The sequence below is a fragment of the Streptomyces sp. NPDC048185 genome (assembly GCF_043202495.1).
In the GTDB taxonomy this organism is placed as follows: Bacteria; Actinomycetota; Actinomycetes; order Streptomycetales; family Streptomycetaceae; genus Streptomyces.
Genome location: NZ_JBIDAN010000006.1, coordinates 233,430 through 255,135 on the forward strand (window position 1 = coordinate 233,430; position 21,706 = coordinate 255,135).

The window sequence follows — 21,706 nt, forward strand, 5'->3', positions numbered from 1 at the left end:
GGTTGCGGATCGGTCACGGGGAAACTCACGGGCCCGGCCGGCCCCCGGTCGGCTTGAATGGACCGATGGCCCACACACGTATACGCACCCTCGCCCCCTCCGTCACCGAACCGCGCGGGCACGGTCTGCACCTCCGTTCCTGGGACGCCGGCGGCGACGCCGACGCGCGGACGTGGCTGCGCGGATGCCTGGACCCCGACTTCCGGCGCTGGAACACGCCGCTCAGGCCGGTGACCGACCTCGAGGCGGCCCGCGAGTCGCTGCGTGCGCGGGCCCGGGACGCCGGCGAGGGCAGGTCCGCGTCGTTCCGGATCACGGAAGGGGCGGACGGCGCGACGCTCGGGCACATCGGCGTCAACGAGATCAACCTGCCCCTGGGGCACGCCCACGTCGGATACTGGGTGCTGCCCGAGGCCCGCGGCCGGGGCGTCGCCACCCGCGCCCTGCTCCTCGCGTCGCGCTGGGCCTTCGCCGAACTCGGCCTCCACCGCCTGGAACTGGGCCACGCGCTGGGCCACGACGCCTCCTGCCGGGTCGCCGAGCGGTGCGGCTACCTCTGCGAGGGGACGATGCGCGGGGCCATGTTCGAGGCCGACCGGCGCGACGCCTTCCGGGACGCGCACCTGCACGCCCGGCTGGCGACCGACCCGGAGCCGGCCGCTCCCGGCGTGCGGTGACCGCCGCTCACGGCCACAGCATCTGCGTGCGCCACCCCTCCTCCGCCCGCCGGTAGGCGAGGCGGACGTGGCGGCGCCGCGCGTCGCCCTGGAAGAACTCCACCTCGTCCGGCCGCAGCCGGTACAGCGTCCAGGACGGGACGGACGCGTCCGGGTCGCGCTCCGCCTGCTCCCACGCGGCCTCGGAGGCGCGCGCCAGCTCGTCCGGGGAGCTCAGGGGCGCGCTCTGCCGGCCGGTGAGGGCGGCGGCCAGCGCACCGGTCGACCGGGCGTGCAGGTCGGCCCGCGCCTGGTCGGCCGGGGCGACGGCGACCGGGCCGCGGACCCGGACCTGGCGGCCCAGTACGGGCCAGTAGAAGACGAGCGCGGCGTACGGGCGGGCGGCGAGGTGGCGGCCCTTGCGGCTGTCGGCGTGCGTGGCGAAGGACCAGCCGTCCGCGTCCGCGCCGTGCAGCATCACGATCCGTACGTCCGGCCACCCCTCGGCGTCGGCCGTCGCCAGCGACACGGTGTGCGGCTCGCTCTGGCCGGCCGCGACCGCCTCGGCGAGCCACCGGGTGAACAACGGCAGCGGGTCGCCGGGCGCGCCGGCCGGGTCGAACGGGGGCAGCTCGGTGACCGCCGGGTCCCAGACCCGCAGCGACCTCAGCAGCTCGTGAAGATCGGTTTCCATGCCCCGATTGTCACGTGGTGACGGGCCGGGGGAGGGGTGTTCGCCGTGCGGTTCACACCTGGCCGAGGTCGGAGGAGACCCAGCGCTCGGGCCGCATCCGGACGACGACCTGCTCGCCGTGGTTGTTCCAGGCGAAGTCGACGTAGCCGTCGACCTTCTCGGCCGGGAGGTACCGGGCGGACATCTCCCGCAGCAGCTCGACGGTCGCGGGGACCGTCTCGACGACCGGGCCCTCCACCGACACGTACCGGATGGTGGGCTCCAGCCGGTCGACCATGAGGGAGAACCGGCCCGCGGCCTTGATCAGCTCGTTCTTGCGGCTCTCCAGCCCGGTCATGATCCAGGCGTCGCCGCCGGGCTCGTACTGGTACCAGATCGGCACGGTCAGCGGGGCGCGTCCGGCTCCCGCGTCCACCGCCAACGCGGCGATGTGGGGTTCTGCCAGGAACTGCTCGCGCTCTTCGCGGGTCAGGGCCATTCCGACTCTCCTCCAACGGCGCTCGGGCGTCCGGCTGTCCGGGGGACTGCACCGGGTGCAACACCGGCCGGGCGGACGGTTGTTCCCCGGGAGGACGGTCGACGGCGGCTGGGAGCCCGGTACCTCGGGCCGAGTGCGGCGGGCGGGCGTCCGACAGGAAGGAGGCGCGGGGGGGGGGGGGGCGGGGAGTCACCGACGTGGGTGAGGGCGTCCGCGGGGCGGGGCGTGGTGGACCGGGCGGGTATGACAGGTGCCGCGTGACCGGTCGGGCGCGTTACTTCGTGGGCTTCTTGCCGGTGATGCCCAGGTACATCAACAGGGCCAGACTGGGCTTGAGTTCGGCCTGCTTCACGCCCCAGGACGTGAAGCCCTTCTGGTGCGAGGCGACGGCCGAGAGCATCGTGACCAGGGAACCCGCGATCGCCGCCGGGTTCACGTCCTTGTCGACCTTGCCCTTGGCCTGCAGTTCGGCGACGGAGTCCGCGAGAGCCGTGTTCACCGAGTTGAGGATCTTCATCCGGAGCTTGTAGAACCGCTTGTCGCCCTCCGCCGCGCCGAGGTCGACCACCCGGAGGATCGCGTCGTTCTTCCGCCAGAACTCCAGGAACCCGTCGACCAGTTCCTGTGCCGTCTGCCAGCCGGCCTTGCCGACCCACGAGCGTTCCGCCGCCAGCTCGGCCAGGCCGGAACTCTCGGCCACCGTCTGCTCGGCGATCTCCAGGACGGCTCCCTCGACGTCCGGAAAGTACTGGTAGAAGGTCGCGGGCGACGTGCCTGCCTTCCGGGCGACATCGATGACCTTGACGTCCCGGTAGGGGGAGGAGCTCAGCATGTCGCCCAGGCAGTCGAGCAGTTTCTGCCGGGTCGCCTGCCCGCGTCGACCGGCCACGCGGCCGTCGACGGTGCGCACTTGTCCTGTCATGCCGTCAGCTTACCGACGGGCGTTCCGAGCGCGATTCGGCCGACTGCAAATGGGGTGTGCGGGGGAGAAGTGGCTGCTGTGCCTGGTCTGCGGGGTGCGCGGGACGCGGTTACGTTGGCGGCATGGCCGAAAACGGTGCATCCGCCCAGAGGGCGTCCGCGTACGCAGAAGGCGTCCCCTGCTGGGTGGACGCACAGCTCTCCGACGTCCCGGCGGGCCGGCGCTTCTACGGCGAGCTCTTCGGGTGGACCTTCGACGGGACGGGGCCCGGCGGCGCCGACCGGGCGCGGCTGGACGGCGAGCCCGTCGCCGCACTGGTGCCCAAGACGGACGGCCGGATGCCCACCGTGTGGACGGTGTACTTCGCCACCCGGGACGCCGGTGCGCTGGCCGGACGGATCCGGGACGCCGGCGGACAGATCGTCACGCCGCCCGCGCCGGTCGACGGCCTGGGCACGAGCGCACTCGTCGCCGACCCCCAGGGCGCGGTCTTCGCCCTGTGGGAGCGGGCCCCCGGCGCCGGCGGGGCCGCCTTCGCCGGCTTCGGCAGGCGGCACGAGCCGGGCACCTTCGCCTGGGCCGAGCTGTACACCAGCGACACCGAGGCCGCCAACGCCTTCTACAGCGACCTGTTCCACGACGCCCTCTTCGGCCCCGGTGCCGCGCCCGACGTGGGCCGCGCCGCGGTGACCGACGTCTTCCCCGCCGAGATGCCGCCGCACTTCCTCGTGCACTTCCGGGTCGAGGACTGCGAGACCGCGCTCGGCACGGTGGCGCGGCTCGGCGGCCGGGTGCGGGTGCCGCCGTTCGAGACGTCGTACGGGAGGGTGGCCGTGGTCTCGGACGGCCAGGGGGCGTCGTTCGCGCTGCTCCAGCGGTGAAAGCCGCCGCGGCACCGCACCGGGGTGGGTGTTCGCCCGGGATTGCGGCGTGACATCCCGATTGTCCCGGGGTTCGCCACCAGCGCTCCGGACAGGAAGAATCGGGGTGTGTGCAGCCGCGGCGGTGCGGTGGTGAGACGCTGCACGTCGGTCGCGTACATATGTGGGTGGCGCGGCTCGTACGGGGAGGTGGCAGGCAAGTGGTGGATCAGCTGACGCAGCACGATCCGCGGCGGATCGGGCCGTTCGAGGTGCTGGGGCGGCTCGGCGCCGGCGGCATGGGGCTGGTCTATCTGGCGCGCTCGGCGTCCGGCCGGCGCGTGGCGATCAAGACGGTGCGGACGGAGCTCGCGGAGGACCAGCTGTTCCGCGTCCGCTTCACGCGCGAGGTGGAGGCCGCCCGCGCGGTCTCGGGCTTCTACACGGCGGCCGTGGTCGACGCCGACCCCCGGGCCGCCGTGCCGTGGCTGGCCACCGCGTACGTCCCCGCGCCCTCCCTCGAGGAAATAGTGAACGAGTGCGGGCCGCTGCCGGCCCAGGCCGTGCGCTGGCTGGCCGCGGGCGTCGCGGAGGCGCTCCAGTCGATCCACGGCGCCGGGCTGGTCCACCGCGACCTCAAGCCGTCCAACGTCCTCGTCGTCGAGGACGGCCCCCGGGTGATCGACTTCGGTATCGCCTCCGGCGTCTCGAACACCCGCCTGACCATGACGAACGTCGCCGTCGGCACCCCCGCGTACATGTCCCCGGAGCAGGCGAAGGACTCGCGCAGCGTCACCGGCGCCAGCGACGTGTTCTCGCTCGGTTCCATGCTGGTCTTCGCCGCCACCGGGCACCCGCCCTTCCACGGGGCCAACCCGGTCGAGACGGTCTTCATGCTGCTGCGCGAGGGCCCCGACCTGGAGGGCCTCCCCGACGAGCTGCGTCCGCTCATCGAGTCCTGCATGCAGATGGAGGCGACGGCCCGCCCCAACCCCGCCGACCTCCAGTCCCAGCTCGCCCCGCACCTGTTCGGCTCCGGCTCCGACGACAGCGGTACGGCGTCGGCGTGGCTGCCCGAGCGGGCGGTGGGGCTGATCGAGGGGCGGCGCGGCGGCCGCACCACGACGCGGCCCGCGGCGACGGCCGGCGGGCGCAGCGGCGGCTCGGCCGGTGTCCGGCCGGGCGTACCGGCGCCCCCGCTGCCGCCCCCGCCCTCGCACGACCCCGTCGTCCCGGCGCCGCCCACGCACGGACCCGCGGTGCCCGTGCCCGTCGGCGCCCCGGACACCGGGCCGGTCCGGCTGCCCGGCGCCCCGGTGCCCATCGGTCCCGGCCCCCGCGTCGCCGACATGCGCGCCGCCGCGGTGGCCCCGCCCCCGCCGGAGTCCGCCCTCGCCGCCTCCTGGTCCCGGCCGCGCCCCGGCGTCAACGGCGCCGACCCGGCCGTACCGGCACCGGCCGCGCCCGCGACGCCCCCCGATGCGGCGGCGAGCGGCTGGCGCCCCTGGCGCTTCCGCATGTCCAACGACGTCTGGGGCACCCCGTCCGTCGACGGGGACCTGGTCTACGTCACCTCGTTCGAGGTGCACGCCCTGGACGTGGCCACCGGGCGCCGCCGCTTCAAGACCCGGGACGTGGCCTGGTCGATGGCGGTCGCCGGCGGCCGTATCCACGCCTCGGACGGTCCGACCCTCTTCGCCCTGGACGCGCGGGAGGGCGCCGACCTGTGGCGCGTCCAGACGGACGCCTGGGTCTACTCCCTGCAGGCCGACCGGGGCACGGTCGTCACCGCCACCCGCGGCGGCGGCGTCCAGGCGTGGGAGGCCTCGGGCGGCCAGAAGCTGTGGGAGATCACCGGGGCGCAGACCGACTTCGAGTCCCCGGAGGCGGGTGCCACGGTCCACGACGGCACGGTGTACGTCTGGCAGGACGCCCGGCTGCGTGCCCTGGACGCCCGTACCGGCGACGAGCGCTGGTCGTACCCGATCGGCGACGCGGCGTCCTGCGGCGGAGTGCCGGTGCGCCTGGCCCAGGCACCCGACGGCTACGTGTACGTCGCGGCCGGCACCCGCGTCCTCGCGCTGGAGGTCGCCTCCGGCCACGTCCGCTGGCACTTCGAGGCCCCGGCGGTCTTCCTGTCCCCGCCGGTCTTCGTGCCCGGCCCCGCGGTGACCGGCGGCGGCGTGTACCTGGCCGACTACCTCGGCACGGTGTACGCCCTCGACGCCACCGACGGCCGCGACCGCTGGCGCATCGCGACCGAGGGCCGTTCCTCGACCGACCCGGTCCTGGTGGCGGCCGGCCACGTCCACGTGGGCAGCGGCAAGGGCCTGTACACCCTGGACGCCGTCACGGGCACGCCCAAGTGGCGCTTCCAGGCGGGCGGCGAGATCGTCGGCGCGCCCGCGGTGGCCGAGGGCCGCATCCACTTCGGCTCCACCGACCACCTCCTCTACACGCTGAAGGCCGACGACGGCCGCCTGCGCTGGAAGCTGGCGACGGGCGGCGAGATCACCGGCTCCCCGGTCGTGCGGGACGGCATCGTGTACGCCTGCAGCAAGGACCGCTGCGTGTACGCGCTGGACGCGGAGAAAGGCACGGGGACGGCCCGCACGACGTGACGCGGTCCGTCCCGGCACGGTCACACCGCGTGCCCGGCCGTGGCAGGGCAGTGACATGCCCGTGACAGCGGCTGGTTAGCGTGGGGCCATGACGACACGGGGACGGGCCTTCAGGTACACGGCGATCTCGGCACTGGTGGTGCTCAGCCTGACCGGTTTCTCGACGGGCCGCGGCCACGGCCACGGTCACGGCGGCGGTGACGGGGGCGGTTGCAGCAGCAGCAGCCAGGACCACGACAGTTCGTCGTCCTCGTCGGACGGCGACGTGTACAAGGACGACGACTCCTACGGCAGCGGCACCAGCGGCGGTTACGGGTACGGCCACTCCGGGTCCGACTACGACGACGACACCGACGGCGGCAGCGGCGGCGGCAGCGGCGGCAGTGCCCAGCGGGCCGCCACGGTGGAACTCGTGAGCTGCGCGACCGAGGACGATCCGTACGCCACGGTCGAGGTCACCAACCCGAACGACCGCGAGTACACCTTCGCCGTCACCGTGTTCTTCAAGGACGGCGGCGACGTCACGATCGACGACGCCCGCCAGGAGAGCACCGTCCCCGCCGGCACCGCGACCCGCGTACGCCTCGCGGTCGACGCACCCGGCCGGACCGTCGACCACTGCGAGCTGGACGAGGAGGAGGTCATGCCGCTCACGTGACGCGGCACCGTGCGGTCACGAGCGGGCCGCCCGGCGCTCCGCCTCGGTGATCGGCGGGGCGTCCAGGTGCGGCTTCCTCGGGCCGAACAGCATCGGCACCAGCATGTCCAGCGAGAAGAGCCGGGTCGGGGGCCGCTCCATGCCCATCACGTCGAGCAGGGCGCCCATGGCCCGCGGGCTGCGGGCGCCGGTCGCGACGGCCCGGTCGACGTAGCGGGCCAGGAGCCGTTCCACCGCGGTCGGCGGTGTGTCGGCGGCGCCCGGGTAGAAGGCGTCCTGGCCGACGGCCAGGTTCCAGGCGCCGGAGACCGGGCGGGCCGCGGCGCGCTGGAGGGCACCGGCCGTCCCGGGCGCCGTCAGAGCGGTGTGGCGCAGCACGTCACGGACGGCGAGGGCGCCCTGCGCCGCGACGGTCAGGCCGTGCCCGTAGACGGGGTTGTAGCCGGCGACGGCGTCACCGAGGACGACGAAGCCGTCGGGCCGGCGCCTGAGCTTCTCGAAGTAGCGGCGCCGGTTGGCGGTGCTGCGGGTGACGGTGACGCCGCCGAGCGGTTCGGCGTCCCGCAGCAGCTCGCCGATGACCGGATCGGCGAGGCCGAGCGCGAACGGCACGAAGGCGTCCGGGTCGGCGCCGGGCTCGCCGCCCCGCGTGCCGCCCAGGGTGACGATCCACCGGTCGCCCTCCACGGGCAGGATGACGCCGCCCCGCCCCGGCGCCTTGGCCGGGTTGGCCTGCACGTTGATCAGCGGGAAGGCGCCGTCGGCGGTGGTGCCGGGGGCGCGGTACACACGGGTGGCGTACGTGAGGCCGGCGTCGACCTCCCGCTCGGTGACCCGGGGCAGGCCCAGGTCGACGAGCCACTGCGGGGCGCGCGAGCCGCGCCCGGTCGCGTCCACCACGAGGTCGGCGCCGAGTACGTGCTCGCCGTCGCCGGACCGGACGCGGACCCCGTCCACGCGGCGGGCGTCGCCCTCCAGGCCCAGGACGGAGGTGCCCTGGCGCAGGGTGATCCGCTCGCTCTTGAGGACGTGGTCGCGGACGACGGAGTCGAGCAGGTCCCGCGAGCAGACCAGGTTCCGGTGGTGGGTCGCCAGGAACCTGCGGAACCACACCTCGTTGGGGGCCCGGGACACCATGTCGCCCATGATGTGGACCAGGCGTCCGCCCCGGCACACCACGTCGTCGACGAGCCCGGGCAGCAGCTCGCGCAGGGCCCGCACACCGCCGCTCCACACCAGATGCGCGTGCCGGGCCTGCGGGACGCCCCGGCGCGGTTCGGGCCCCCCGGGCAGGACGTCGCGCTCGACGACCGTGACGTCCGCGAACTCGGTCAGCGCGGCGGCGGCGAAGAGGCCCGCCGCGCCGGCGCCGAGGACGACGGCGCGTGGCCGGTGGGCGGCGGGATTGCTAGGCATGGGTGTCGAGGCCGCTTTCTGTGCTGGTCACCCGGCGGCCGAGGGCGGCGAGGGCACGCCGTCGGTACAGGGCGAGTGAGATGGTGCCGATGTGGTCGCTGATGTCGGTGCCGATGCCCGGCGGGCGCCCGGTCGCGGGCGCCGGGACACCGGCCGCGTAGGCGTCGATGGCGTCGCGCAGCGCGACGGCACCGGCGAGGTCGCGGGCCCGCGCGTCGCCGTGGGCGGCCCGCGCCGCGGCGAGGGCCCGTTCGTGGACGTCGTGGCGGAAGTGCGGGGCCAGCAGCCGCAGCGCGTCGTGGATGCGCTGCTGGCGCTGCATGACCCGCAGGTCCAGCGGCGCCCAGAACCCGAAGCGGGCCGGTGCCGCCGCCGGCGCGAGCACCCGCAGCGCCCGCCACAGCGGCCGCAGCCGCAGGTACTCCCGCTGGTCGCGCACCGCGTTGCGCAGCGCGGGCCCGGCCTGCGGGACGATGAACCCGACGGCGACCAGCGAGGCCTGCAGCAGCGCGAACGGCGGCGCGACCCCCGTGCTGAGGACGTCCCAGTCCGCCCCGCACCACCGGGCCGCCACCGCGACCAGTTTCGCCGCGTCGAAGACCAGCCCGGCGGCGAAGCCGAGCAGCAGGAAGACGACCCCCGACTTCACCCAGCGGTCGGTCACGGTCGGCGACCACTGCCGCAGCATCCGCGTGGCGACGATGCCGGTGACCGCGTGCGCACCCAGGTAGAGCAGGATGTGCTCGCGCATCCACGGGGTGCCGGCGTAGTAGGTGTCGAGGTCGTACACGCGTGGCTCCGGCACGCTGGCCAGGAAGAAGGTCACCCACAGGCCGGCCACGACCCCGCCGTACGCCCAGTGGATGCGGCGGATGCCGCGCCTGCGCCGCTCCGACGGCGGCTCCCGCCACCGCGTGATCATGGTCAGCCCGGTCGCTCCGGACGCGGTCAGGAACGAGTACGCCCAGGGCGAGGCGAAGTTGGGGATGCCCGTCCACGCGTTGAGGCGCTCGATGTTGACGGGGGTGACGACGACGAGCACGCACGTAGCGCACACCAGCAGCACGGTCGTCGCCCGCACCTCGGGGTTGCGCCAGGCCCGGACGAAGGTCGGCAGCTTGAGCAGGACGGCGAGGGCGAGCAGGACGGTGGGCAGCGCGTAGGGGATGTGGAGGTGCCGGCCCATCAGAGCAGGCGCCCGCCGCGGTTGGTCAGCGACAGGTTCATGCGGCCCTCCACGGTCGCCGGGGAGACCGGACCCTCGGCGTACCGGCCGTGCATCCAGGTGCGCACCTCGCGGCCGAACAGCAACCCGAAGGTCTCGGCGGCCACTTCGTGCCCGTTCGGCGACTCGTCGCGGGCCGCGACGGCCAGCAGCGCGGCGCGCGGCACCTCCGCCTCGGCGAGGATCTGCTCCGCCGCCCGCCGCACCGCGTCGGACGCCTGCTGCGGGGAGGCCACGGCGCGCGCGGAGGCGTCGGCGAGCCCGGCGACGTGATGCCCGCAGTCGCCCTGCTCCTCGTGCCACAGCTCGTGCCCGAGAATCACCAACTGGGCCTCCGGGACGGTGCGTTCCTCCACCACGACGAGCGACCGGTCCCCGAGGTCGAGCCGTAGCCCCGACACCGGGATGTCGGCCGGGAACGCCCGGAACACCAGCTCCACCGGCCGCCCCGAGCGCACGCTCATGGCCCGGCAGAAGGCCCGCATGACGGCCTCCGGCTCCCCGGGCCTCTCGACGTCCTGGGCGGCTTCCCTGCCGAGGGCACGGAGCAGCGCCTTCATCGCTCGTGGACTCACCGGCCGGGGCCTCCCTCCCGGGGACATCACCGACGTACACCGACATGACGGGGCGACCCTAGTGACACACGAGCCCTCGTTCGACCCTTTCGAACGACTCAGGCCAGGGCTTGGCCGGAACTGGCCGCCACCTCACATGCGTCGGCCGCGGCGGCTCCCCCTCCGCGCCGCCGCGGCCGATCCCCGTGCGGGAAAAGGTCTACTTGCCGTCCAGGTCCAGGGCGGGCGGGGCAGGCATCGCGTTGTCCATGGTGGTGACGGCGTCCTTCGCGGGCGGCACGGGCATCGCGTTGTCCATCGTGGTGATGGCCTCGTCCTTGGCCGGCGGCACGGGCATCGCGTTGTCCTGCGTGGTGGCTTCCGCGTCCTTCTTGATGTCGCTCATGGCCTGTGTCCTTCGCTGCGGTGACGGCTGGTGGGGAACGCCCGTCCGGTAGCTCCCCCGCGGGCTGCCGGACGGGCGTCCGGAGCCGCACGATACTGGCCCGGCTCCTGGTCAGACCGCCTGCCCCCCGACGCGACGGTGTGACAGGAAGAAGAGTGCACGGGGGAGATAAACGAACGCTGAACGCCCTCAGGCGGCCGAGGCCGGGGAGAGCAGCGCCCGCGCCTCGTCCGCCTCCGGTGCGCCGCACTGGGCGAGCAGGCCGAGGGCGTCCCGCCAGCAGGCTCTGGCCCGGTCCGCCTGGCCGAGCGCGGCGAGGGCGCGCCCGAGGAGCGTCAGCACGCTTCCCCGTATCCGGTCACCGCCGATGCACCCCAGGGCCAGTGCCTGTTCGGCGTGCTGCGCCGCCTGGGCAGGCGAACGCGCCGCCAAGTGGACCTGCGCGATGCGGAAGTTGGTCGTGCCCTGCCACAGCCGCTGCCGGTGGTCCTCGAAGATGCGCAACGCGTCGGAGAACTGGCCGAGAGCCTCCGTGTGCCGGCCGGCTCCGGTCAGCGCCATGCCCAGGGTGAAGTGCCCGTTGGCGAGCCTCATGGTCCGGCCGATGTCGAGCTGGGCGGTGAGCCCTCGGTGCGCGATGGCCACCGCCTTGTCGGTGTCGCCCATACCCAGGTGCGCACGGGAGAGGTTGCAGAGGCTGAGCGCTTCGCCGGCCCGGTTGTCGGCTGCCCGGTATCCGGCGATGGCCTGCTTCAGGAAGGTCCGCCCGTCCGCGTACCGGCCCTGGTGCAGCGAGATGAGGCCCCGGTCGTTGGCGACCCAGCTGACGGCGGTGGTGTCCCGCGCGGACTCCGCGAGCGCCATGGCCAGCTCCGCCTGCTCTGCGGCCTGCTGAATGCGCCCGGAGACCAGGAGCACGTTGGTGAGCGTCGTGCGCGCCCTGCCCTCGGCACGCGGGTCCCCGCCCGCTCCGGTGGCGTCGCACATCGCGCGGGCCGTCGTCTCGTACTGGTGGGAGTCGGCTCCCGACTCCGTCAGGTCCTTGGCGGCCCACAGCAGGTCGACCGCTCGCCGCAGCCGCTCCGTCCCGGCGGCCTGCCGCACGCTCGCGAGCAGCGGTGCCGCCTCGCTGTACAGCCAGTCCAGCGCCGCCGAGCCCTCGGAGAACGCCAGCCCCGGGTACTCGGTCGGCTCCAGTCCGTCCACGAGCCGGTCCCCCGGCCGTTCGATCGCGTACACCTCCGCCGCCGTGGCCAGGTAGAAGTCCAGCAGCCGGGACAGTGCGGCCGACCGCTCGCCCGGCGGGTGCTCGTCGCGTTCCGCGCACGCACGCGCGTAGAGGCGGACCAGGTCGTGGAAGCGGTAGCGACCCGGTGCCGCCGACTCCAGCAAGGACGTGTCCACCAGGGACTCCAGCAGGTCCTCCGTGTCCTCCGCCGGGAGGTCCAGCAGCGCCGCCGCCGCTGCGAGGGAGATGTCCGGGCCGTCCGCCAGGCCCAGCAGGCGGAAGGCACGGGCCTGGGCCGGCTCCAGCTGCCCGTAGCCCAGCTCGAACGTGGCCTTGACCGCCAGGTCACCGGCCTGCAGCTCGTCCAGCCGGCGTCGCTCGTCCGCCAGCTTCGCGGCGAGGACGGACACCGTCCACGTGCGGCGGGCCGCGAGACGGGACGCCGCGATGCGGATGGCCAGCGGCAGGAAACCGCAGGCCGCGACCACGTCCAGGGCCGCTTCCCGCTCCGAGGCGACCCGCTCCTCGCCCACGATCCTCGTGAAGAGCGCCAGCGCCTCCTCCGGGGACATCACGTCCAGGTCGACCAGGTGCGCACCGGCGAGGTCCACCATCCGCACCCGCGACGTCACCAGCGCCGCGCAGCCGTCCGTGCCGGGCAGCAGCGGGCGTACCTGCGCGGCGTCGCGGGCGTTGTCCAGCAGGACGAGGACGCGGCGGCCGTCCAGGACGGAACGGTAGAGGGCCGCGCGCTCCTCCAGGGTGTCCGGGACGGCCGAGTCGGCCGTGCCCAGGGCGCGCAGGAAGGCGCCCAGCACCGTCTCCGGTTCCGCCGCCCGCGCCCCCGCGCCCTGGAGGTCGACGTACAGCTGCCCGTCGGGGAAGGCGGTCCGCGCCTGGTGGGCGACGTGCACGGCGAGGGTCGTCTTGCCGACGCCGCCGATGCCCGCGAGCGCGGAGACGGCCATCACCCGCCCGTCGGTGCCGGACGCCGAGCCCAGCACCTCGCTCAGCTCCCGCACGAGGGACGCGCGTCCCGTGAAGTCCGGCACCGTGGCGGGCAGTTGCGCCGGACGGACCAGGGCCGGGGCCGACTCCGCGGCCGGCGCGGGCGGTTCCGCCAGGGCCGGGTCGGCCTGGAGGATGCGCTGTTGCAGTTCCCGCAGGCCGGGCCGCGGGTCGACACCCAGCTCGTCGGCGAGCAGGCGGCGCGTGTCCGCGTAGACGGCCAGCGCCTCGGCCTGCCGCCCGCTGCGGTACAGGGCGAGCATGAGGAGCTCCCGCAGCCGCTCGCGCAGCGGGTGCGCGGCGGTCAGCGCGGTCAGTTCCGAGACGGCCTCCGCGTGGCAGCCCTGCTCCAGATCCATGTCCAGTCGGGTCTCCAGGAGTTGCAGCCGCCACTCCTCCAGCCGGACCCGCTGCGCCTGCGCGTACGGACCCGGGACGGCGGCCAGTGCCTCGCCGTCCCACAGCGCCAGCGCACGGCTCAGCACGTCACGCGCACCGCACAGGTCGCCGGCGGCCCGCGCCTTCTCCGCCCCGGCGGCCAGGTCCTGGGCGAGCGTCAGGTCCAGGGCCCCGCTGTCCAGCCCGCGCACGGCGTAGCCGCCCGACTCGCTCACCAGCACACCGGGGTCCAGCACCTTCCGCAGCCGGGACGCGTACGTCCGTACCGCCGCCAGGGCCTGCGACGGCGGTTCCTCGCCCCACAGGGCGTCGATCAGCTCGGCCGCGGTGGCCGTGCGGCCCTCGCGCAGCAGCAGGGCGGCCAGCAGGGCGCGTTGCTGCGGGGAGCCGGTGGCCAGCGGTTCGTCGCCGCGCCAGGCGCGCACCGGACCGAGCACGCCGAAGCGCAGCGCGGCCGACTGCTCCGGCTGCGCCGGGGGTCCGGGCAGCCGTTGCTCCGGAACCCGCGGTCCACCGTCCATGCCGTCCCCCTAGACATCCTGAGCAACCAGGTCAGTTTGCCTTGTTCATGCCGACCTCGTCAGCCGTGGGAGACGCCGATCACAGGTTCCTCACCTGCTCCCTGCCTCCTCCAGGTCCACCCGCACCGTCAGCAGCCCCGTCCCGACGCCCATCGCCCGCACGGCCAGGCTGTTGAAGCGGGGCAGGCGGCGCAGGCGCGCGACCGGATCGTCGTCGGGGAGCAGGTGGGCCGTCCCCGCGTGCCAGCGGCCCCGGATGCGCACCCGTACCCGCGGATCGGCCCGGATGTTGCGGATGTACTGCGCCCGCTCACCGAACTCCGACACCAGCCAGAAGGAGTCCCCGACCCGGCGTCCCCCGACGGGCGTACGGCGGGGAAGGCCGGAGACACGGCCGGTGGTCTCCAGCAGCGTCTGGGCCGGAAGCCGGCGCGCGACCGCGTTGAGCCGGCGCTGGAAGGCCGTGACGGCCCGGTACTTGGTCTCGGCGTAGGACGACATCGTTCGTTCACGCTCCCGTCTCGTGTGCCTCCATGTTCCCTGGAAAACCTGAAGGGGAAGGTGCGGACGGACGGAGAGACGGGCGGTGCGGGCGTGCGGGTCGTGACCTGGAACCTGTGGTGGAGGTTCGGCCCGTGGGCCGACCGGCGGAAGGCGATCCTCGCCGTCTTGCGCGACCTGGAGCCCGACGTCGTCGGACTCCAGGAGGTGTGGGCCACCGAGGAGGAGAACCTCGCCGAGTGGCTGGCCGGCGAGCTCGGCCTGCACTGCGCCTGGGAGCCCTCGCCCGTGCCCGGCCCCTGGCAGCGCCGCATCGGCGACGACACCGTCGGCATCGGCACCGCGGTGCTCAGCCGCTGGCCCGTCGTGGAGCGGGCCGTGCTGCGCCTGCCCGTCCCCGGCGACCTGGACGACGGACGGCTCGCCCTCCACGCCCGCCTCGACGCACCCGCTCACCGCATCCCGTTCTTCACCACCCACCTGACCTCCGCGTCCCGTGCCGCGGGAGTGCGCCGCGACCAGGTGGCCGCCCTCGCCGGCTTCGTCGCCGAGCACCGGCACGGCACCGCCCACCCGCCCGTCGTCACCGGTGACTTCAACGCCCGCCCGGACACCGAGGAGGTGCGGCTCCTGCGCACCGTGCCCCTGCGCGACGCCTGGGACCACGCCGGCCCCGCCGAGCCGGGCGGCACCTGGGACACGGCCAACCCCTACGTGTCCCACGCCGACGGCGAGCCGAGCATCCGCATCGACTACGTCCACGTCGGCCCGCCCGGCCCCGGCGGACTGGGCTCGGTCCGCACCGTGCGCCGCGCGGGCGCGGGCCCCGTGGCCGGCGTCTGGCCCTCCGACCACGCTGCGGTCGTCGCCGACCTCGACGACGGCAGGGCGGCTACCGCCGGCCCAGGAACACCGGGTTGGTGAGCGCCGCCGGCGCCCCGGGCAGGGGGCCCGCGGCCGCCTCGTGCCGCAGCTCCGCCCGTACGTACGCCGCGTAGGAGGCCGTCGTCCGCCACTCCACGGTGCCCGCGCCGGACACCGGCAGCGGGGCGCTGGTGAACAGCACCCCCTGGTCCGTGACGAACCGGACCGTGCAGCGCGGGGCGCCCGACACCTCCAGGCGGACGGTGACCGGGGTGTCCGGGCCGACGGGGAGCCGTCCGCCGATGCCGGCGTGCTCGCCGCGGCCGCCCGACGCCGTGAGGGCGAGCGTCGGCTTCGCCGACTCGGCGATGTACGACCGCCCGGCCCGGATGCCCTCCTGGATGGCCTCCCGGGTCAGGTCGTCGGCGAGGACGACGGTCTGCGGGAGCCCGATGACGTCCGGGTCCCGGTGGGAGTCGCTGTTGCCCATGGCCGGGATCCAGTCACGGCCGTCGCGCACCGAGGCGACCAGCGTGCCGTCCCAGTCGGCCAGTGCCACCTCGTCGTCGGGCGTCCAGGGCCCGTTCCACACCTCGACCGCGTCGGCCTCCCCGAAGCCGAACTTCCAGTTGCAGCCGATGCAGGTGGCGTGCGGGTGGGCCGGGACGACCAGGCCGCCGGCGCGGCGGATCTGCCGCGCGAACCGGCCGAAGCGGTTGTCGCGGGCCCGGTAGCGCCAGTCGACGAAGGTGCCGGGGTCGGTGCCGAGGGCGACCACGTGTCCGTTCCGGGTGGTCACCTCCTCGCCCAGCATGATCAGCAGGTCGTCGCCGGCCAGGTCCGCCCAGTGCGCGTGCGCGGAGTGCGTGTTGTGCTCGGAGGAGTTGATGAAGTCGAGCCCCGCCGCCCGCGCGAGCGCCGCGATCTCGGCGGGGGTGCGGCGCCCGTCGGAGTGCACGGAGTGCAGGTGGCAGTCGCCCCGGTACCAGGCGCGTCCCCGCCCCTTGGCGCGGGACGGCGGGAACACGGGCCGTGCGGTCTCGCCCGGCTCCCCGAACGTCAGTGTGACGGTCAGCTCGTAGGACAGGCCCTGCGGCGCGACCGTGTACGGGCCGAGCGCGATGTGCCAGGTGCCCGGCCGCACGGGCCCCGGGAGATAGCCGGGCGTGGCGTCGTCCGCGCGGACGAAGAACTCCGTGCGGGCCCCGCCGGACCAGCCCCGGAAGCCCCGGCCGCCGAGTTCGGTGCCGCGCTCGTCGAAGACGCCGATGTCGAGGGCGTTGCCCGGGGTCCCGGCGGGGACGGCGGGCCGGTCGTAGGTGTAGGAGACCCTGAGCTCCCGCACGCCCGGCGGGACTTCGACCGGGACGTACACGAAGTCGGGCGAACCGGGAGGAAGGGTGCCGCGTACCGTTCTGGTCCGCGGGCCCGGGCCGCCCGCTGCCGAAGCGAAGCTCACGGTCCCCAACGTAAGCGCGGCGGCGGCTCCCGTCACGAACACCGCGCGTCTGCCGATCCCGGCGTGGTCGTCCTCGCACATGCTGCTCTCCCCAGGTGTCGTGGGTGACATGGCACGGGTGGTGCGGGGGTGGTGCGTGCAACTCTCGTATTGAGCCGTGAACTCCCGTGCAAGGAAAGGGGGTCGGCGGATGGAGGGCCGGAAACCGGCCGGTGGGGGAGCGGCACGCGCGCCGCGTCCGATCATGCCGCTCGTATGCTCGAAGGATGACGACTTCCGCGACCTCCGGAACCGGACCCGCCGACCGAGCCGGTGCGACCGGTCCCACCGAGAACTCCATGCGTCGCGCCCTCAAACGCGCCCGGGACGGTGTCGCCCTCGACGTCTCCGAGGCCGCGGTGCTGCTCCAGGCCCGCGGCGAGCACCTCGACGCCCTCACCGCGTCCGCCGCCCGGGTCCGGGACGCGGGCCTGGAGGCGGCCGGGCGCCCCGGTGTCATCACGTACTCCAAGAGCGTCTTCATCCCCCTGACCCGGCTGTGCCGGGACAAGTGCCACTACTGCACCTTCGTCACCGTCCCCGGCAAGCTGCGCCGCGAGGGGCACGGGATGTTCATGTCGCCGGACGAGGTGCTGGACGTCGCCCGCAAGGGAGCCGCCCTCGGCTGCAAGGAAGCGCTGATCACCCTCGGCGACAAGCCCGAGGACCGCTGGCCCGAGGCCCGCGAGTGGCTCGACGCGCACGGCTACGACGACACGATCGCCTACGTCCGCGCGATCTCCGTCCGCATCCTGGAGGAGACGGGACTGCTGCCCCACCTCAACCCGGGCGTCATGACCTGGACGGACTTCCAGCGCCTCAAGCCCGTCGCGCCCTCCATGGGCATGATGCTGGAGACCACCGCCACCCGCCTGTGGTCCGAGCCCGGCGGTCCCCACCACGGCTCCCCGGACAAGGAGCCCGCGGTCCGCCTGCGCGTCCTGGAGGACGCCGGCCGTTCCTCGGTCCCCTTCACCTCGGGCCTGCTCATCGGCATCGGGGAGACGTACGAGGAGCGTGCCGAGTCCCTCTTCGCGCTGCGCAAGGTCTCCCGCGCCTACCACGGCATCCAGGAACTGATCATCCAGAACTTCCGCGCCAAGCCGGACACCGCGATGCGCGGCATGCCGGACGCGGAGCTGGACGAGCTGGTCGCCACCGTGGCCGTGGCCCGGCACATCATGGGCCCCGCCGCCTGCCTCCAGGCCCCGCCCAACCTGGTGGACGCGGAGTACGAGCGCCTGATCGGGGCCGGCGTCGACGACTGGGGCGGCGTCTCCCCGCTCACCATCGACCACGTCAACCCCGAACGCCCCTGGCCGCAGATCGAGGAGCTGGCGGAGAGGTCCCGCACGGCCGGCTTCGAACTGCGCGAACGGCTGTGCGTCTACCCCGAGTTCGTCCGGCGAGGCGAGCCCTGGCTGGACCCGCGCCTGCTGCCGCACGTCCGCGCGCTCGCCGACCCTGACACCGGCCTCGCGCGCGAGGACGCCACGGTGGAGGGCCGGCCGTGGCAGGAGCCGGAGGAGGTCTTCGAGGCGTCCGGCCGCACCGACCTGCACCGCACCATCGACACCGACGGCCGTACCTCGGACCGCCGCGACGACTTCGACGAGGTGTACGGCGACTGGGGCGCCCTGCGCGAGGCGGCGGCGCCCGGCATGGCCCCGGAGCGCATCGACACCGACGTGCGCCAGGCGCTGGCGACGGCGGCCGACGATCCGACGAGGCTGACGGACGACGAGGCGCTGGCCCTGCTGCACGCCGACGGTCCGGCGCTGGACGCCCTGTGCCGGGTGGCCGACGACGTCCGCCGGTCGGCGGTGGGCGACGACGTGACGTACATCGTCACGCGGAACATCAACTTCACCAACGTCTGCTACACCGGCTGCCGCTTCTGCGCCTTCGCCCAGCGCCGCACGGACGCCGACGCGTACACGCTCTCCCTCGACCAGGTCGCGGACCGCGCCCAGCAGGCGTGGGAGGTCGGCGCGGTCGAGGTCTGCATGCAGGGCGGCATCCACCCCGACCTGCCCGGCACCGCGTACTTCGACATCGCGAAGGCGGTGAAGGCCCGCGTCCCCGGCATGCACGTGCACGCCTTCTCGCCGATGGAGGTCGTCAACGGCGCCACCCGCACCGGGATGTCGATCCGCGAGTGGCTGACCGCGGCCAAGGAGGCGGGCCTCGACTCCGTCCCGGGCACGGCGGCGGAGATCCTCGACGACGAGGTCCGCTGGGTCCTGACCAAGGGAAAGCTGCCCGCGGCGACGTGGATCGAGGTCATCGAGACGGCCCACGAACTGGGCATCCGGTCGAGCTCCACGATGATGTACGGCCACGTCGACCAGCCCCGCCACTGGCTGGGCCACCTGCGCACCCTCGCCGGCATCCAGCAGCGCACGGGCGGCTTCACGGAGTTCGTGACGCTGCCCTTCATCCACACGAACGCGCCGGTGTACCTGGCGGGCATCGCCCGGCCCGGACCCACCATGCGGGACAACCGGGCGGTCACCGCGATGGCCCGTCTCCTCCTGCACCCGCACATCCCCAACATCCAGACGAGCTGGGTGAAACTCGGCACGGAGGGTGCGGCGGAGATGCTCCGCTCCGGCGCGAACGACCTCGGCGGCACGCTCATGGAGGAGACGATCTCCCGCATGGCGGGCTCGTCCTACGGCTCCTACAAGTCGGTCAAGGACCTGATCGCCGTCGCGGACGCGGCCGGCCGCCCCGCCAAGCCACGCACCACGCTGTACGGCGAGGTCCCCGAGGAGCGGCAGCGGGCGGCCGCGGCCTCGGACGGGCACCTGCCGGAGCTGCTGCCGGTGCTGGACTGACGGCGCCGGAACGAGGCACGGGCCGCTCACAGTACGATGATCGGACCCCCGGTGTGTCGGGGTTCTCGTAGCTGAGGAGATGCGTGCCCGTGCCTGCCCGACTTCCCTCGTGGGCCTGGGTCTCCGGTCTGACCGTGGGAGCGATAGCGGCGGTCAGCGTGCTGACCGTGCAGGCGGACCGGGGCCCGCACCCCACCGCCACCGTCGCCGAGCAGCCGAAGCCGTCGGCCACGGCTTCGCCCGCGCCGAAGGAGACGGCGCCGGCCCCGGTCCCGGAGGGCTCCGGAACCGGGCGGCGCATCGTCTACTCCCTCGGCCAGAAGCGCGTCTGGCTGGTCGACGCGAGCGACGCCTCGCGCCGGACGTTCACCGTGTGGCCCGGCACGGTCGGCCCCGACCCCGGTGCCTACACGGTCGGCACCCGCACCGAGGGCGCCACGACGGGTTCCGACGGCGTGCGGATCGAGCAGATCGTCTACTTCGCCCTGGCGGACGGCGTCTCGGTCGCCTTCTCCCACGCGGTCGACGGCTCCTCGCCGCCGCCGCCCGTCCCGGGGACGAAGACCGGCGGCATCCGGCTGCACAAGGCGGACGGCCAGGCCGTCTGGGCCTTCGCGACCGCCGGCACGAAGGTCACGGTCGTCCGGTAGCTCCGGCCCGGTCCAGCGGCAGGTGCGTGACGATCAGCACGACGCCGCTGAGCAGGAAGATCCGCGTCGCCGCGTCCAGTCCGTTCCAGGTGTCCGACTGCCACATCGCGAACCACTCCCCGCCGATGCCGATGAATCCGACGCCGAAGAGCAGCATCACCATCAGCAGGCCGAGGGTGGAGATCCGGCGGGCCCTCGCACCGTCCCGCCGGAACCAGAACCAGGTACCGGCGACGAGCACGAGCGCGGCCACCGTCTCCCAGACGATGATCGCCACGTACGCCGCGTTCTGCAGTCCCTCGCTGGTGACGGCCCGCCACATCAGGTCGTCGTCCTTGAACGTGGTGTCCATGGCGAGCACGTGCTGGACGAACGCCTGGTTCGTCCCGAAATCGGTGATGTTTCCGAAGGCGACCAGCGCCATGTAGAGGGCGACGGTGCCGGTGAGGAGGGCCGCGGCCGGCGACAGGGCCCGTGAGGCCGTAGTGGTGGTCATGCCCACCTCATTACCCACGGGCCCGGCGCTCATCCGACGAGCAGCTCCGCCTTCAGCGTCCGCAGCTCCCGGCCGTCCAGACCGAGGGCCGTGCGCTCGTACGATGCGAAGGAGCCGTACGCCTCCTCGACCTCGTCGAAGCCGGAGTTCAGGTACGCGGGGCGGACGTCGAGCATCGGCTTGTACACCGCGGCCTGAGCGGCGGGCATGGCGGCCAGGGCGGCGGCGTTGGCCTCGGCGCGGTAGTCGTTGGAGGCCAGGTAGTCCTTCATCACCGTCTCGCGCGGCACACCGAGCGCCGTGAGCAGGGCGGCGCTCGCCCAGCCGGTGCGGTCCTTGCCCGCGGTGCAGTGGTAGAGGGTGCCGTCGGCGTCGCGGACCAGGCCGGCGAACACGGTGGAGTAGGCGGACCTGGCGCCGGTCGAGCTGACCATCGACTTCTCGCCGTCGATCATCATCTGCTCAGCCTCGGCGGCCGTCGCCGGCATGGCGAAGACGGGGGAGGAGTCGCCGAGGACGTCCGCCACGACGTACCGGACCCCCGTGGGGAGGCGGTCAGGGGCCGCCGAGCGCTCGGAGGCGGTGCGCAGGTCGTAGTCGACGGAGAGGCCGAGCCGCTTCAGCTTGGCCAGGTCGGCGTCGGTGAGCTTGTCCAGGGAGTCGGTGCGGTACACCGCGCCCATCCGCACCCACTGCCCGTCCTCGGTGCGGTAGCCGCCCGCGTCCCGGAAGTTGACCGTGCCCTCCAGCTCGATCAGCCGGTCGGCGAGCCGCAGCCGCTGCCCTCGGTCGGGCACCAGGTCGAACCACTGCCGGTCGGCGGCGGGCAGCCCGGACACGGTGACCTTGCCGGCGGACCCGCCGGTGGCGACGGTACGGCCGTTCGCCCGGACGGCGACCTTGCGCACGCCGGGCGCCTTCCAGGTGATCTCGTACGTGCCGTCGTCCCGCGCGGTCACCTCGGCGGCCGTGAACGGTATCTGCCGGTCGGACCGGCCGGGGTGGGCGAGGTGGTGTGCGGCGGGCGCGGCCGTGGCGGCCGGAGCGGCGACGCCGGTGAGGAGCGCGGCGGCCGACAGGGCACAGGCCGTGCTGACACGTGTCTTGTTCGTCATGGCCGGGATCGTCCAGCGGTCCGACGGGCACCCCGCCAACGGATCATGAACGGTGCCTGTCGGCCGGCCGTCGTGACGGTGCGCGCGAACGCGCCG

At 74.1% G+C, this 21,706-nt stretch carries 19 protein-coding genes; 7 read left to right on the top strand and 12 right to left on the bottom strand.

Features of this window, described 5'->3' with window-relative positions:
* The first annotated feature begins 65 nt into the window (after window positions 1–65).
* The gene (locus ACGF3H_RS19770) at window positions 66–677 is read left to right on the top strand and encodes a GNAT family N-acetyltransferase (protein ID WP_362490041.1); all 612 of its coding nucleotides are present in this window, start codon (window positions 66–68) and stop codon (window positions 675–677) included.
* A gap of 7 nt (window positions 678–684) precedes the next feature.
* On the opposite strand, the gene ACGF3H_RS19775 is transcribed toward ACGF3H_RS19770, so the two are convergent.
* The 3 genes from ACGF3H_RS19775 to ACGF3H_RS19785 all read right to left on the bottom strand — a co-directional run bounded on the left by ACGF3H_RS19775 (window position 685) and on the right by ACGF3H_RS19785 (window position 2,750).
* Window positions 685–1,350 carry a pyridoxal 5'-phosphate synthase gene (locus ACGF3H_RS19775; protein WP_362490042.1) on the bottom strand — a complete coding sequence of 222 codons (666 nt, stop codon included), beginning with the start codon at window positions 1,348–1,350 and terminating at the stop codon, window positions 685–687.
* Window positions 1,351–1,402: 52 nt separating this feature from the next.
* Window positions 1,403–1,828: a pyridoxamine 5'-phosphate oxidase family protein gene (locus ACGF3H_RS19780; protein ID WP_362490069.1), complete on the bottom strand. Its 426-nt coding sequence runs from the start codon at window positions 1,826–1,828 to the stop codon at window positions 1,403–1,405.
* Between the two features lie 274 nt (window positions 1,829–2,102).
* On the bottom strand, window positions 2,103–2,750 hold the full coding sequence (locus ACGF3H_RS19785; protein WP_362499650.1) for a TetR family transcriptional regulator: 648 nt from the start codon (window positions 2,748–2,750) through the stop codon (window positions 2,103–2,105).
* Window positions 2,751–2,872: 122 nt separating this feature from the next.
* Here ACGF3H_RS19785 and ACGF3H_RS19790 point away from each other — a divergent pair, with 122 nt between their 5' ends.
* From ACGF3H_RS19790 to ACGF3H_RS19800, 3 genes are all read left to right on the top strand, one after another.
* Window positions 2,873–3,631: a VOC family protein gene (locus tag ACGF3H_RS19790; RefSeq protein WP_362499648.1), complete on the top strand. Its 759-nt coding sequence runs from the start codon at window positions 2,873–2,875 to the stop codon at window positions 3,629–3,631.
* 200 nt (window positions 3,632–3,831) lie between these two features.
* Window positions 3,832–6,231 carry a serine/threonine-protein kinase gene (locus tag ACGF3H_RS19795; protein WP_362499646.1) on the top strand — a complete coding sequence of 800 codons (2,400 nt, stop codon included), beginning with the start codon at window positions 3,832–3,834 and terminating at the stop codon, window positions 6,229–6,231.
* Between the two features lie 88 nt (window positions 6,232–6,319).
* The gene (locus ACGF3H_RS19800; protein ID WP_362499644.1) at window positions 6,320–6,889 is read left to right on the top strand and encodes a hypothetical protein; all 570 of its coding nucleotides are present in this window, start codon (window positions 6,320–6,322) and stop codon (window positions 6,887–6,889) included.
* Window positions 6,890–6,904: 15 nt separating this feature from the next.
* Here the strand turns inward: ACGF3H_RS19800 and ACGF3H_RS19805 are convergent, their stop codons facing one another.
* The 6 genes from ACGF3H_RS19805 to ACGF3H_RS19830 form a co-directional block, all read right to left on the bottom strand.
* A complete protein-coding gene (locus tag ACGF3H_RS19805; protein ID WP_362499642.1) occupies window positions 6,905–8,305 on the bottom strand; it encodes an FAD-dependent oxidoreductase in 1,401 nt (466 codons plus the stop codon).
* Window positions 8,298–9,491 carry an MAB_1171c family putative transporter gene (locus ACGF3H_RS19810; protein WP_362499640.1) on the bottom strand — a complete coding sequence of 398 codons (1,194 nt, stop codon included), beginning with the start codon at window positions 9,489–9,491 and terminating at the stop codon, window positions 8,298–8,300. Before ACGF3H_RS19810 ends, ACGF3H_RS19805 begins: the two co-directional genes overlap by 8 nt.
* On the bottom strand, window positions 9,491–10,105 hold the full coding sequence (locus ACGF3H_RS19815) for a toxin (RefSeq protein ID WP_362499639.1): 615 nt from the start codon (window positions 10,103–10,105) through the stop codon (window positions 9,491–9,493). The genes ACGF3H_RS19810 and ACGF3H_RS19815 overlap by 1 nt, the downstream gene beginning before the upstream one ends.
* Window positions 10,106–10,304: 199 nt before the next feature.
* A complete protein-coding gene (locus ACGF3H_RS19820; protein ID WP_362499637.1) occupies window positions 10,305–10,490 on the bottom strand; it encodes a hypothetical protein in 186 nt (61 codons plus the stop codon).
* A 189-nt stretch (window positions 10,491–10,679) separates the two neighbouring features.
* The gene (locus ACGF3H_RS19825; protein WP_362499635.1) at window positions 10,680–13,646 is read right to left on the bottom strand and encodes a BTAD domain-containing putative transcriptional regulator; all 2,967 of its coding nucleotides are present in this window, start codon (window positions 13,644–13,646) and stop codon (window positions 10,680–10,682) included.
* Window positions 13,647–13,736: 90 nt separating this feature from the next.
* On the bottom strand, window positions 13,737–14,147 hold the full coding sequence (locus tag ACGF3H_RS19830) for a nitroreductase family deazaflavin-dependent oxidoreductase (protein ID WP_362499633.1): 411 nt from the start codon (window positions 14,145–14,147) through the stop codon (window positions 13,737–13,739).
* 93 nt (window positions 14,148–14,240) lie between these two features.
* On the opposite strand from ACGF3H_RS19830, the gene ACGF3H_RS19835 reads away from it, so the two are divergent.
* Window positions 14,241–15,071: an endonuclease/exonuclease/phosphatase family protein gene (locus ACGF3H_RS19835; protein ID WP_362499654.1), complete on the top strand. Its 831-nt coding sequence runs from the start codon at window positions 14,241–14,243 to the stop codon at window positions 15,069–15,071.
* Here ACGF3H_RS19835 and ACGF3H_RS19840 read toward each other — a convergent pair.
* Window positions 15,040–16,551, bottom strand: coding sequence for a CehA/McbA family metallohydrolase (locus tag ACGF3H_RS19840; RefSeq protein WP_362499632.1), 1,512 nt, complete (start codon window positions 16,549–16,551; stop codon window positions 15,040–15,042). The two genes, ACGF3H_RS19835 and ACGF3H_RS19840, sit on opposite strands and share 32 nt — an antisense overlap.
* Before the next feature lie 185 nt (window positions 16,552–16,736).
* Between ACGF3H_RS19840 and ACGF3H_RS19845 the strand changes: the two genes are divergently transcribed.
* Both ACGF3H_RS19845 and ACGF3H_RS19850 read left to right on the top strand, forming a co-directional pair.
* On the top strand, window positions 16,737–19,349 hold the full coding sequence (locus tag ACGF3H_RS19845) for a bifunctional FO biosynthesis protein CofGH (protein WP_362499630.1): 2,613 nt from the start codon (window positions 16,737–16,739) through the stop codon (window positions 19,347–19,349).
* A gap of 89 nt (window positions 19,350–19,438) precedes the next feature.
* The gene (locus tag ACGF3H_RS19850; protein ID WP_362499629.1) at window positions 19,439–19,999 is read left to right on the top strand and encodes a hypothetical protein; all 561 of its coding nucleotides are present in this window, start codon (window positions 19,439–19,441) and stop codon (window positions 19,997–19,999) included.
* Here ACGF3H_RS19850 and ACGF3H_RS19855 read toward each other — a convergent pair.
* Complete coding sequence (locus tag ACGF3H_RS19855; RefSeq protein ID WP_362499627.1) at window positions 19,983–20,495, bottom strand: DUF2165 domain-containing protein; 513 nt, start codon at window positions 20,493–20,495, stop codon at window positions 19,983–19,985. The two genes, ACGF3H_RS19850 and ACGF3H_RS19855, sit on opposite strands and share 17 nt — an antisense overlap.
* A 29-nt stretch (window positions 20,496–20,524) precedes the next feature.
* Window positions 20,525–21,610, bottom strand: a complete 1,086-nt coding sequence (locus ACGF3H_RS19860; protein WP_362499625.1) for a tyrosine-protein phosphatase — start codon at window positions 21,608–21,610, stop codon at window positions 20,525–20,527.
* Window positions 21,611–21,706 lie beyond the last annotated feature (96 nt).

Bases quoted from the DNA above. Each gene is read 5' to 3' on its own strand.
- ACGF3H_RS19770 (WP_362490041.1), top strand. From the start codon at position 66: ATGGCCCACACACGTATACGCACCCTCGCCCCCTCCGTCACCGAACCG.
- ACGF3H_RS19775 (WP_362490042.1), bottom strand. From the start codon at position 1,350: ATGGAAACCGATCTTCACGAGCTGCTGAGGTCGCTGCGGGTCTGGGAC.
- ACGF3H_RS19780 (WP_362490069.1), bottom strand. From the start codon at position 1,828: ATGGCCCTGACCCGCGAAGAGCGCGAGCAGTTCCTGGCAGAACCCCAC.
- ACGF3H_RS19785 (WP_362499650.1), bottom strand. From the start codon at position 2,750: ATGACAGGACAAGTGCGCACCGTCGACGGCCGCGTGGCCGGTCGACGC.
- ACGF3H_RS19790 (WP_362499648.1), top strand. From the start codon at position 2,873: ATGGCCGAAAACGGTGCATCCGCCCAGAGGGCGTCCGCGTACGCAGAA.
- ACGF3H_RS19800 (WP_362499644.1), top strand. From the start codon at position 6,320: ATGACGACACGGGGACGGGCCTTCAGGTACACGGCGATCTCGGCACTG.
- ACGF3H_RS19805 (WP_362499642.1), bottom strand. From the start codon at position 8,305: ATGCCTAGCAATCCCGCCGCCCACCGGCCACGCGCCGTCGTCCTCGGC.
- ACGF3H_RS19810 (WP_362499640.1), bottom strand. From the start codon at position 9,491: ATGGGCCGGCACCTCCACATCCCCTACGCGCTGCCCACCGTCCTGCTC.
- ACGF3H_RS19820 (WP_362499637.1), bottom strand. From the start codon at position 10,490: ATGAGCGACATCAAGAAGGACGCGGAAGCCACCACGCAGGACAACGCG.
- ACGF3H_RS19825 (WP_362499635.1), bottom strand. From the start codon at position 13,646: ATGGACGGTGGACCGCGGGTTCCGGAGCAACGGCTGCCCGGACCCCCG.
- ACGF3H_RS19830 (WP_362499633.1), bottom strand. From the start codon at position 14,147: ATGTCGTCCTACGCCGAGACCAAGTACCGGGCCGTCACGGCCTTCCAG.
- ACGF3H_RS19840 (WP_362499632.1), bottom strand. From the start codon at position 16,551: ATGTGCGAGGACGACCACGCCGGGATCGGCAGACGCGCGGTGTTCGTG.
- ACGF3H_RS19845 (WP_362499630.1), top strand. From the start codon at position 16,737: ATGACGACTTCCGCGACCTCCGGAACCGGACCCGCCGACCGAGCCGGT.
- ACGF3H_RS19855 (WP_362499627.1), bottom strand. From the start codon at position 20,495: ATGACCACCACTACGGCCTCACGGGCCCTGTCGCCGGCCGCGGCCCTC.
- ACGF3H_RS19860 (WP_362499625.1), bottom strand. From the start codon at position 21,610: ATGACGAACAAGACACGTGTCAGCACGGCCTGTGCCCTGTCGGCCGCC.